Here is an 11,652-nt window from a genome sequence, read left to right on the forward strand (position 1 = left end):
CGCTACGACCATTGTCGCCCGACCCACGATAGAGCTACAAGGGGAGGGGCCCCAATGTTCAACTCATATCGTCTTTGGTCATCCAACACCGCCTTGAACAGCAGGTTCTCTATCTGATCGGACGTCATCGACGAGAGCGGGGCCTCCTCGGGCGTCTCCTACACGTACTTCCCCGAGCAATCCATCCCGAGCCTCCCGTCGCACGGCGTCGCGTCACGGGAGATTGTACCCGAGCCTCACGGTCTGCCGACGTAGTTCCTCGGGAGGATCCTCACTGCTCATCTCACCGTGGCGGAGACGCTCATCCCATCCTCGAGGCCGAGCAAAATCAGCTCAACCGTCTGTACATGCGAATCTCCGTCCCGACACCCTGGGTGTCCAGCTTTATGTCCGCGATTCCTCGCTCCACCGGGGTAGTAGAAAACAACAGCTATATGTTGACCCCTCTTTACCTATTGCTTGATCTAGCTCACATCATCGTGATCTAATAATCAAAGCAAGCCTAGGGAGGCAGCATGTCGAATTACAGAATAGAAACGCTCAACTTTGAAGATCTCGAAGGCCAAATGAACATTCCTTCATACCAGCGTCCGCTGGTATGGTCGAAGGCCCAAAAGACTGCATTTATCGACAACATCAGCAGGGGCTTTCCTTTCTGATCGCTACTTTTGTACAAATACGACAACACGGAGCAATACTCGCTCATAGACGGCCAGCAGCGCTTTTCCACACTTCGCGAGTACCAGCGCCACCCAGAAGAATATTTCCCCCTCGAGTCGAACGCCGCCCAGCAAATTGACTCCCTAATGACAAGCTCTGGAGCCATCGAGCAGCCTGAAGACGAGCAGGCAAAATTGAAGAATCAGTTCATCGCCGCGATTAAAGAAATGCTGCATCTTCACGCAACCAAAAAGAATCTGCCTGGTTCATATCTAGCCCAGAGAATAAAAGAGATCCACCCTTCATGCAGCGATGCCCGCCTAATGGATATCGTAGACATCCAAACCGACCTCATCAGCGCCCTCGATCGATACGTCAACCTCTCGACCCTTCAAATTCCCTGCGTGTTCTTTACAGGAGATAAATCCGAGCTCCCTGAGGTATTTGCAAACGTCAACCTAGGTGGACGCAAGCTCACGAAATATCAGGTATTCGCAGCTCAGTGGAATGATAAACAGATTCGTCTTTCGCAAGAGCCATATTCGGACGACATCCTCGAGCGCACCATTTCTCGCTACGAAACGCTTACAGAAGATCGCGATGGTCTGGAAATCGAAGACTTTAGCGCAGAGGAGATGCGCCTCGAGCGCATCGTCACCTTGCCGGAATTCTGCCACGCTTTGGGCGAGCTCGTCATCTCTCGATGCAAGGCTTGCTGGCCCAAAAAGACCGTTGAGCAAGACGACGCCGTGGACACGATTGGATACAGTACGCTTGCAATCGCATTTGGCATTCGTCCGCAAGAAATTGATGGCAAAAAAGGAGCTCCCCAGGGACTGCCGGACGTTTTTGCAGACGCCGGCTACATGAACGACCCCATCGCAGTGGAGCGGCTGGTGACGCGCGTACTCGCCGAATACGAGGAGATCAACGGTCGCTTTTCCAAATACCTCAAAAAGCCTGGCAGCAAAGAGGCCTACGAGACCTCCAAGTCGAGCGGGCAGCTGCAGTTCCTCTCGTTCTTCGCGGCACTCTGGCGCATGAGATACGGTGCGGTTCGTTCCACGGATTTTGAATCGCTGCCAGACTACAAGAAGAAGGGGTATACCGAAACGACGCGCAACCTCTTTAGGTGCTTCATCCTGGATATGCTCGCGAACCAGTGGAAGGGATCGGGCGACTCGAGACTCGGCAACTATGTCGACGGAACGCTCACCTACACCACAAGCGCCGCCTTCTCCAAGGCCAAGCTTGAAAGCGCCACGAAGGCCCATCTCGACTCAATCGAGAACAGCGAGTCGATCAATGTCGACCCCACCGCGAAGACCATTCTGACCGTTCTTGCAAGCTGTAATCCCCAGGCCTATTCGGAGAGCTCCTACGATATCGAGCACCTGATTTCGCGCGAAACGCTTCGCACTAAAGCGAGCGGAAAGTATGCGTATAAGACGTACAAGCTCCCCGGCGGCAACCTCGGCAATATCGCCTATCTTTCCTCTGCCGAAAATAGGGCAAAAGGCTCGACCACCCTCCCCGCGTCGAAGGGAGAACTCTTCATCTTCAACGGAGCGCGTGAATACATCTACAACGGCGACGATCTTCGAGATGCCGACCTAGGCCTCAAGAACGGAGATCCCGAGGCCGCGCGAAAGTTCCTTCACAGGCGCGCTGAAATCATGCTGAACAAGCTCGTCGACATCCTTGCCCACGACTAACCGAGGAGCGGGCATGTCGATAGAAACGTATCAAGGACTCACACTTTCATACGAACGGGCCGCCGCGCTTGCACCGTCGACCTATCTTCCTGGATATCAATGGTTCTTGGACCACGAAGGTGAGCTCGGTCCTCGGCCGTGGAAAGAGCACGCGCCCGAGAACATGCCCATTACGCTTGTTGCCCAGCGGGGGATACACAAGCCAGGCGGACAGGACTACGCGATTTCGATCACCATCGCCAACCCAATGATCTATGGATCCGATGCCGTACATCCCCTTGAAGACGGTACGTGGATAATCAACTACAGCGAGCATCACCACAACACGGGCAAGAAACCGGGTTCGCCAAGATACAACCAAGCGCTCATCAACTGCCTTGAAGACGGCATCCCCGTAGGCGTCTTCTACAAGACCTGCGGCGAGTATCAGTGTCTTGGCCTTGCTTTTATCGAAAGCTACAACAGTGTAACGGGTGTCTTCACTCTTCACGGGCCTGTTCGCAAACATGAGCGCGATGTCCTCTCCCCCGTCTCCGCTAAAGAGATTGAAGGAGCACTCGCGGCCGCAGGCAAGCTATTTCCCGACGTGTCGTTTAATGAGCGAACGCTCGAGCTTGAATACTTTGGTTCAACCCGCGAGGGAATGCGAGACTTCTCCTCGCTCAAAAGAGATCTTAAGCATGCCCGCAAGGAATCGTTTAAGTCAGATCTCATTGCCGCCTACAGTGGGCAATGCGCGATTTCGGGCTACGATGCGACCTCGGCGCTCAATGCGACGCATATCAGCTCCTTCCTCGGCACCACCAGTAATGAGCCGACAGCTGGAATTCTGCTACGCGCAGACCTTAGCTCCCTTTTTCAGCAGTCACTCATCTCAATTCGGCCTGATACCTATGAGGTCGTTGTGGGCACAGCGCTGCGCAATACTGCCTACAACCACTTCGATCGTCGGCGTATCTCGCTTCCCAGCAATGAGCAATTCTGCCCATCCAAGGCCAGACTCGAGATTCATCATTGCTCGTTCATGCAGCTAAACTCTTAATGAAATATGCGACCAACTCGGAACTACCAGGTTGGTCGCATGCCCTTACGACCTACTACATTCTCTCGGCCATCACTTTGCCGATGAGATGCGGAATGCCTACGACCAGCGCGTTGCCCATGCAAAACGCCCGTTGGACGTCTGTCATACCCGTATCCGTCCAGCCTTTGGGGAATCCCTGCAGCTGGTCCAACTCGTCTGGCACCAACCTGCGGTAACGGCCGTCCTTCGCCTGCACGATATGTTTGCTCCGTGAGGCCGACCCCCCCCCTCACTTGTCAAGATCGTACGTGCAGGCGAGTCGATCGGATCCGGAAAGGCCATCGACCCTTCCGTGTATTGATAAGTGAACCCGGTCTTCTTGTCGATACGCGGCTCGCTTTTGCCACCTTTGCAATAACGCCAGCGCTCGAGCTTCTCTTCATCCGTAACATAGAACGACTCAGCGACCTCAGCGTCATCAACAAGCACGTCGCCCAAAGTACGGCGATTCCCTCGATACTCGGCCTCCAACCTTACCGTTGCCACAGAGCATCCCTGCATGGTACCCGCAGACTCGAAACGAGAATGCTTTGCACCAACCCCAAAAGACTCGGAGCACTCGTAAGGATCAGCTGGAATGGTAAAGCCTACCGGGTTGCACGCCGATTTAACGGGAAGAGCTCGCGCCATAACGCCGTCCGTCAAGCGCCCAACAAGATCCCAAGTTTCATCGGTCTTTTCCGCATAGATGTAGACGCGGCGACGCTTCTGGGGGAACCCGTAATCGGCAGCGTTGACCACGCGCCATTCGACCGCATACCCCAGCGATGCAAAACAGGAGAGAATGATGGCGAAATCCCTGCCACGCTGCGACGCGGGGCTCTTGAGAAGACGGTCCACATTCTCAAGCAACACGAATCTCGGCGTGTTTTTAAGACGCAAAAACCGATAGATATCCCACCAAAGAACGCCCTTCTTCCCCACGATGCCATTTGCCTGCGAAAGGGGTTTAGCAACGGAGTAGTCCTGGCAGGGGAAGCCGCCTACAACCATATCGACATCGGGTATATCTATGTTGCCCGCCTCGTAGGCATCAAGCACCTTGTTGATATCTTCGTTTACAAGCGATCCTTCACCGAAACGTTTGCGATAACACGCTGCGGCGAACTGACGAACAGGCGCTCCAGGCGGCTCCCATTGGTTGGCCCAAACCGTCTTGAACGGTCCAGCGGAAGGCATATCAAATTCAGGACGCAAAGGGTCACGATAGCCCTCTAACCCAAGGCGAAACCCGCCCACCCCAGCAAATAGCTCCGCGACTCTTATAACTCTACCAGGCACATAACTCCCATCATTGACCAGATCATTCGACGTCATCGTGGGCGTCGTCTCTTGATTTTTCGAGCCCTTGCCACGATTAATTGCTTCTTGAATTGTTTCCCGCCTTACACTATCGATCTCTTCACCGATATAGCGTGCATTAATCCAAAAACACTTTTTTGTTTCCGGCACGCCAGAGGGCGTTGGAAGCACATCCGCCCTGTTGCGCCCGTGTGGACGCACATGGCAGCAGCGGTTCTCGCTCGACTTTACCGACCAATCCGCTCTACCCGCTGCCACACGCCGACGCATCTCCTCGTAGCAGCGCTCCGCTTCCAAAAGATCCCTATCGGGCATCTGCCAGAATAAAACCTCAGCGAGGAGATATCGTCCACGAATCGCATCGTCTTCGTGATAGATCACGAACAGATACTTCTGCCTCAAATACTCTCGAAAGTCGCTCTCGGCAAACGGACGATCAACAAGCTCGAAATAATCGAAGGTCGGAAACGATATCGACTCCTTGGGCACTCCATCGCGCTTGAGGCGTATGGTCTTCGTCTTGATGCCCGCTTTTTCGAATTCAGCAATTTTTGAATGATCGTCCACGCCAAGGATATGCTTAGTAATGAGGGCACATAGATTCTTTGGCTTGCGCCCATCAGGCTTGATGTAACCACATAGTTCGCCGAGCTCGCCTTCCGTAAGACCGAAATACGGCTCGAACCTAGCTCTCACCAAGGCTCCGAGGTCAAACTCATCCTCGCCCGCCCTGCGCTCAATTGCCTTTGCATCAATCATGCTGTTAAAGACCGCCGTCATATACGACGGCTTGATGGCCCATGCTCGAGGCTTTGCAGGTATTGACGAAAACGGCTGCCTACGACGATCCTTACCTGTCGACGCTTTTGTTGCCGCCTCGAGGTAAAAGGTATCTGAGCCCGAAAGCTCATGCGCCTTACCTTCGCGAATCTTGTTTACCACTGCATTCCAATCGCGGCGAAACACTGGCACGTCCTCGGGCGGAATGCCCCATAATTCAACAAGGTCGACGAAATAATCCACGGGATTCAAATCCTTATCATACTCATACGCGATAAGGAGAATCTTGCTTAGCTTCTTTTGAATCGAGCTCGTTTCCCACGTTTCATCAACCACGTTCATGTAGTTGATCATGCTTATGACAAGACGTTCTTTAGCAGACCACTCGCCGTTCTTCTTTCGACGCAATGGCGTCGTCTTGAGCTCCGTCTCGACGTCGGCGAAATCTGGCTCCGCCAAGCTATTGATGTCATAGTGGAAATAATACTTTTCAACGGCGTTGCCAAACGACCCCTTTCGGCGATGAGGGTCCTCAACAGCGGTTAGACGACAAGCCTTTCGCAGCGTTTTCCCCTCAAGCTGCTTAGCATACCTATAGATCGACTCAAGGGAGCTTGGATCATACAACGCTTTAGAGTCATCCATTGGATCTCCCGTGATCGTACATGTGTTCGATCACAGTATTGTATCGATCGTACATTTGTACGATCACGGGAGATCCAATGAACTTATATAAGAAAGCCCTTAAGAGAGATTCGGCTTACAAATGGGATACCGAGGCCAGCGCGCTGCGTCACGCCCCCTCCCTATTGACCCCCAGGTTCATGATGGCTGGGAGGAGTCGGGCACGCAGAATCTGCTGGCGCAGCGCGAAGGCCTTATCACGGATACGCAGGCGGATGCCCATGGCGCGAACGAGGTCGGATACAAGCCGGTCGAACAACAGGTCGCTCACGAGGTCTTCGTACCAGACGTTGAGGATCGTGATTCCCGAACCAACGATCTCGTTTTGTCTGCGATCATCCCGACCCACCTGTTCGACAGAATGAAACTTGCGACCCTTGTACTCGAGGCCCACCGCGCATGTAGGAAACGCCACGTCCACATAGCGCGTACCCAACGACGTAGACACCTCGTAGTTCAGGCGAACCGGACCGAAGCCATAACCACCAAGCCGGCGCGGAAATGTGAGCAGCGCGCACAGCACGGTCTCCATGGGCGAATTTGACCCATCGCGCACGAGCTCCAGCGCGGCGCGCGCCTTCTGTATTCCCGCGCAACCCTGGCGGTAACCCATCATGCTGCCGATCTTCTCAATGGAAGTCATGGGGGCATCGGTATTGATAAGCCCGTCCCAAGAAGTATCGAGCACGTACGTTCCGCACATCTCGAACCCTATAAGCGCAAGGTCGATCACATCGAGACCGGGACACGAGCCCATGTCGCAAAAAGCAAGCTCCGGGCCGCTTACCATGAGGCCGGGGCGCGCACGAATAAAAGAACGGCGGGACAACTCTCCCACATAACGATGGCATATCACATCCGAACGGCCGCCGCGCTTCACGAATCCATCGACGGCAAGATGAAAGGGCTCTGTTACAACGCCCTCGCGCTCCATATCTTCCTGCAGCATCTCGGGAGTACGCAACGAGCAGCCCGTTGGACGGCTCGTGCGCGGTCGCTCCAACAGATCGGGCAGCAGACGCCCGCTCGCGCGCAGCAGCTCCCATGCAGACATAGAACACGGACAAATGATTGACCCCGACATTCACAACCACCTCTCCCTCGTTCGCGATTGCGAGTGTGGTCAAACTACCCAGCTGCGTGGCCGCCCTGTCACTTACAGACAAGATATGCAAAAGAGAATTACGGCACGGCCGGGTATTTTGACACGGTTGGCCACAGAAAAACGACATCCGTGGATGCACATGAGAGCAAAGGGCAGCAGATCAAGCGAGAACGGAACGCGATAAATACGGGAAAGGACGCCCAAGCACACGCAAAGAGGGGCTCTCGCGCCACACAGCTTGGCAATTTGACCAGCAGCAAGAAAATGAACATGCAGGCCGATGGGACCCCGTGGATAGACGTGTATAACAAGCGCTATAAAACCAGGTTATAGCCAATCCGCTTGCATAAGACTTATCCAGCAGAGCGATCAATGGCCAAAAGCGCCCATCGGCCGGAGGTCCCGTATCGGATGCAACCGGAAGCGCTCCCCGTTCAATCCGGCTCCTCCACCCTGCCGCGCAAAACGGTCGATGAAGACGAGGGAGCTATGCATAGCAATCCATCCCTGCGCGCGAAGCATACAAAAAGCCCGGGAGGCAGCCTAGCTGTCCTCCCGGGCTCATGCGCGTATATGCTCAAACGAGAGCATCAAGATAGCCGCCGGCGCACAGCGTCGGCAGCGGCAACCGCTTAGTAGCGGCCACCACCGAAGCCGCCACGGCCGCCACGGTCGCCACCGCGGCCGCCGCCGAAGCCGCCACGGTCGCCGCCACGGCCGCCGAAGCCGCGGTCATCACGACGCGGACCGCGATCGTCGCGGCCGCCGAAACCGCCACGGCCGCCACGGTCGAAGCCGCCGCGACCACCACGGTCGCCACCGCGGTCAAAACCGCCGCGGCCGCCACGGTCGCCACCGCGATCGAAGCCGCCGCGGCCACCGCGGTCGCCACCACGGCCGCCACGGTCGAAGCCACCACGGCCGCCACGGTCGCCACCGCGGTCGAAGCCGCCACGGCCGCCGCGGTCGCCGCCGCGGCCACCGAAGCCGCCACGGCCACCACGGTCGTCGTCGTTATCGAGACCCATAGCGGTAAGCGGGTCGATGACCTTGCTGAGCAGGGCAAAAAGCTGCTCGGTCTCCTCGTCGGTGAGGCTGGGAACGAGCTTGTCCTGCTTCTTGGCCAGAACGCCCACGCGGGTCACAGCATCATCGCTGGTGTACACGACAACCTTGCGCATGTCGGGCTCGTCAGCCGGCTCGACGCGGGCAACGATGTCGGAAGCCTCGGCCTCGGCCAGCAGCGAATCGAGCTCGCGCAGACGCATGCCCAGCAGATCGGCCATCTCCTTCTGCTCCATCTTGGGCTTGAGCTCCAGGAGCTTGAGGGCGCGCTTCAGGTCCTCCATGCGAGCAGCGCGGGCCTCGGCCTCGCGAGCCATCACGGCACGGCGGGCGCGAAGCAGGCGGGCTGCGCGGTTGGTCTTATCAAACAGTTCATCATCGGTGCTGGGAGCCTCGTCCTCGGCCTCAACCTCGGCCTCGACAGCCTCCTCGGCATCGCTCTCCACAACGGTCTCCTCGAGGGCGGCCTGCTCCTCGATGGTCTCCTCCACTGCCTCGGCAGCGGTCTCAACTACGGTCTCTTCCATGGTCTCATTCGTTTCATTGATCTCAGACATTGAATCCTCCTGCGCTTCCGCGCGTGTTGGGCGGCTCATCTCTTGCGCCGCGTCTCAAACGAGCACGGTATTCTCCTCACCGTGCCAGCCAGGCCTTTCGGCCGGTCACCCAGTTTAGGTGTCCGCACCCATAAATACGTGGACAACCTGTGACTCCACAGGAAAGCCGCGATACGCGCCGCTTACGCCTGTCGGTAATGGGACATGAAGTCCGCCAGATCCTCCATGCACTCCTGCAGCACGTCCATGCGCGGCAGGTACACCACGCGGAAGTGGTCGGGCTGGCCCCAGTTGAAGCCCTTGCCCGGCACGATGAGCACGCGCTTCTCGTGCAGTAGGTCGAGCGCGAACTGCTCGTCGTTCGTGATGTTGAACTTCTTCACGTCGATCTTCGGGAAGATGTAGAACGCCGCCTTGGGTTTGACCGCCGTGATGCCCGGGATATCGTTGAGCGCCTTATATACGTACTCGCGCTGGTCGTAGATGCGCCCGCCAGGCACCACGTAGCCCTCCACGCTCTGATGCCCGCCCAACGCCGTCTGCACGATCGACTGAGCCGGCACATTGGAGCACAGGCGCATGTTCGACAGCATGTTGATGCCCATGATGAAGTCCTTCGCGCAGCGCTTGTTGCCCGAAAGAACCATCCAGCCGATGCGGTAGCCCGCGATCATATGGGACTTGGACAAGCCCGAGAACGTGATGCAGAACAGATCGGGCGCGAGCGACGCGATAGACACGTGCTCCTCGCCATCCATCACCAGGCGGTCGTAGATCTCGTCGGAGAAGATCATGAGCTGGTGCTTGCGCGCGATCTCGACGATGCCCTCGAGGACCTCGCGCGGATACAGCGCACCGGTGGGGTTGTTGGGGTTGATGATAACGATGGCCTTGGTGCGCGAGGTCACCTTGCTCTCGATATCGGCCAGGTCCGGATACCATTCGGCCTCCTCGTCGCACACGTAATGCACGGGCGTGCCGCCCGAGAGCGTGGCGCACGCGGTCCACAGCGGGTAATCGGGGCTGGGAATCAAGATCTCGTCGCCCGTATCCAAAAGCGCCTGCATGCACAGGTTGATGAGCTCCGACACGCCGTTACCGGTGTAGATGCTATCCATGTCCACGTTGGGCAGATGTTTGAGCTGCGCATACTGCATGATGGCCTTGCGCGCCGAGAACAGGCCCTTGGAATCGGAATAGCCCTCGCAGTCGGGCAGCTGCATGCGCATGTCGGCGATAACCTCGTCGGGCGTACGGAAGCCGAACGGCGCCGGATTGCCGATGTTGAGTTTGAGGATGCGCTTCCCCTCGGCCTCCATGCGGCTCGCCTCGTCCACCACGGGGCCGCGGACGTCGTACAGAACGTTGTCGAGCTTGGAAGACTTTTTAAATTCGCGCATGGTGGTGCTCCCTTGGGATTGAATGGATTGCGAGGTAGAAAGGGCTGGCCGGCTATCAGGATGCCGAGCAGCCGACCGGCTGGAAGGGGAAGCCGGCGCGGCCGCGCACGCGGACGGGGCATCCGGCCGGGCATCGGACGGCAGCGGGGCGTCGCCGGATTCCAGCCAGGACGCGTCCACGTCCAAGATGGCGGCGAGCAGGCGAACCATATCGGGACGCGGCATGGTCTTGCCGCTCGCATATTGGCTCACCTGGCTTTTTCCCAGGCGGCCCCCGTAGTCGCCCGCCAGGCGCACGAGGTCGGTCTGCTTGAGGCCGCGCTCGCGCATCGCCTGTTTAAGACGGAGGGAAAATTCCGTTTCTGCCACATCTACCTCCTTAAGTTCAATTTGTTAACGATGAACGGCACTGGAGTTCAATTTCTTTTCCAGTAGAAGTTCAATTCAATCGAGTGTAGCGCAACGGAATTGAACTTTTGCAGAACAATCGACGAGAGAACCCTCGACATCGTTTCTGCACACGATGCGCGCCCACGCGCAGGCGCCTATGCGCTCGCGGACGACGGCGGTCGGCGCGCGCGAAAGCCTCCCTTCAAGGAAGGCATCACCGACCTCGACACGGGCACCGTTCTCTACGACGCCAGCGTGGCAGAGCTGGCCAACGGCCGCGAGCTCACGATACCGCTCGCCGCACCGGCGCGTCGCCATCTATCTGAAGCATCATAAGCGCATCGCCGCCGCACCCGCCACGCCAGAGGGCAAGGGCGTTCCCGCCGACACGGCACGCCCCGAGGTGCTCGACCCGCCACGCCTCCAGCCGCTGCCAGCACCCCCAGCATCGCAAACGATTACGCCAAAGCGGACGAGCTCAAGCCGTCGACGGCCAGGCGCATTGAACTGCCTCCCATTTCTTGGACAAGGAAAAAGAAGTCCGAGAGATGGGAGGCTTTTCCATGATGATCTACAACAGATCGGCGAGGGAGCTGGCCTGCGGCCTCTTCAACCGCGGGCTCGAATCTTCGCGTCAGGATTCCGCGCGCGGACGGCGTTCGGCAACGATTCCTCCCGGCGGGCCGCGGCGGCGGGCTCTCCCCGTCAGGTTTCCGCGGGCCGCGGGCGCCTCCGCGCGCATCGCTCCCGACAAGGACGCGGGGCCGCGGTTTCCTGACGCCCGGAGGGCCCGAAAGGGCCCGATGGCGTCAGGAAAGCGCGGTCGCGGGCCTCCGGCGTCAGGTTTCCGGAAGAGCTCCCGGATGGAGCGGCTTTTCCTCTCGATAAGGCGACGCCGAGGGGCCGCGGC

8 protein-coding genes are annotated in these 11,652 nt (G+C 57.7%); 3 read left to right on the forward strand and 5 right to left on the reverse strand.

What is annotated here, in order from left to right; translation table 11 throughout:
- Positions 1-668: 668 nt before the first annotated feature.
- Positions 669-2,375: a hypothetical protein gene (locus tag I2E26_RS01635; RefSeq protein WP_195419365.1), complete on the forward strand. Its 1,707-nt coding sequence runs from the start codon at positions 669-671 to the stop codon at positions 2,373-2,375.
- Positions 2,376-2,388: 13 nt separating this feature from the next.
- The gene (locus tag I2E26_RS01640; RefSeq protein WP_195419366.1) at positions 2,389-3,417 is read left to right on the forward strand and encodes an HNH endonuclease signature motif containing protein; all 1,029 of its coding nucleotides are present in this window, start codon (positions 2,389-2,391) and stop codon (positions 3,415-3,417) included.
- A gap of 55 nt (positions 3,418-3,472) precedes the next feature.
- On the opposite strand, the gene I2E26_RS09195 is transcribed toward I2E26_RS01640, so the two are convergent.
- The 5 genes from I2E26_RS09195 to I2E26_RS01665 form a co-directional block, all read right to left on the reverse strand.
- Entirely contained in the window at positions 3,473-3,622 is a 150-nt protein-coding gene (locus tag I2E26_RS09195; RefSeq protein WP_370551418.1) for a hypothetical protein, read from the reverse strand.
- The gene (locus I2E26_RS09020; RefSeq protein WP_229056325.1) at positions 3,562-6,186 is read right to left on the reverse strand and encodes a Sau3AI family type II restriction endonuclease; all 2,625 of its coding nucleotides are present in this window, start codon (positions 6,184-6,186) and stop codon (positions 3,562-3,564) included. The genes I2E26_RS09195 and I2E26_RS09020 overlap by 61 nt, the downstream gene beginning before the upstream one ends.
- A 148-nt stretch (positions 6,187-6,334) precedes the next feature.
- Positions 6,335-7,279 (reverse strand): hypothetical protein, encoded by a 945-nt coding sequence (locus tag I2E26_RS01655; RefSeq protein WP_195419367.1) that lies wholly within the window; start codon positions 7,277-7,279, stop codon positions 6,335-6,337.
- A gap of 683 nt (positions 7,280-7,962) precedes the next feature.
- Positions 7,963-8,952 (reverse strand): hypothetical protein, encoded by a 990-nt coding sequence (locus tag I2E26_RS01660; RefSeq protein ID WP_195419368.1) that lies wholly within the window; start codon positions 8,950-8,952, stop codon positions 7,963-7,965.
- 182 nt (positions 8,953-9,134) lie between these two features.
- Positions 9,135-10,682: an aminotransferase class I/II-fold pyridoxal phosphate-dependent enzyme gene (locus tag I2E26_RS01665; protein WP_195419370.1), complete on the reverse strand. Its 1,548-nt coding sequence runs from the start codon at positions 10,680-10,682 to the stop codon at positions 9,135-9,137.
- A gap of 138 nt (positions 10,683-10,820) precedes the next feature.
- Between I2E26_RS01665 and I2E26_RS01670 the strand changes: the two genes are divergently transcribed.
- Positions 10,821-11,078, forward strand: coding sequence for a hypothetical protein (locus I2E26_RS01670; RefSeq protein WP_195419369.1), 258 nt, complete (start codon positions 10,821-10,823; stop codon positions 11,076-11,078).
- Positions 11,079-11,652 lie beyond the last annotated feature (574 nt).

It is taken from the genome of Collinsella sp. D33t1_170424_A12 (assembly GCF_015554865.1).
In the GTDB taxonomy this organism is placed as follows: domain Bacteria; phylum Actinomycetota; class Coriobacteriia; order Coriobacteriales; family Coriobacteriaceae; genus Collinsella.

Coding starts and splice junctions, on each gene's coding strand:
- I2E26_RS01640 (WP_195419366.1), top strand. CDS start 2,389: ATGTCGATAGAAACGTATCAAGGACTCACACTTTCATACGAACGGGCC.
- I2E26_RS09020 (WP_229056325.1), bottom strand. CDS start 6,186: ATGGATGACTCTAAAGCGTTGTATGATCCAAGCTCCCTTGAGTCGATC.
- I2E26_RS01655 (WP_195419367.1), bottom strand. CDS start 7,279: ATGTCTGCATGGGAGCTGCTGCGCGCGAGCGGGCGTCTGCTGCCCGAT.
- I2E26_RS01660 (WP_195419368.1), bottom strand. CDS start 8,952: ATGTCTGAGATCAATGAAACGAATGAGACCATGGAAGAGACCGTAGTT.
- I2E26_RS01665 (WP_195419370.1), bottom strand. CDS start 10,682: ATGCGCGAGCGCGGCCTCAAGCAGACCGACCTCGTGCGCCTGGCGGGC.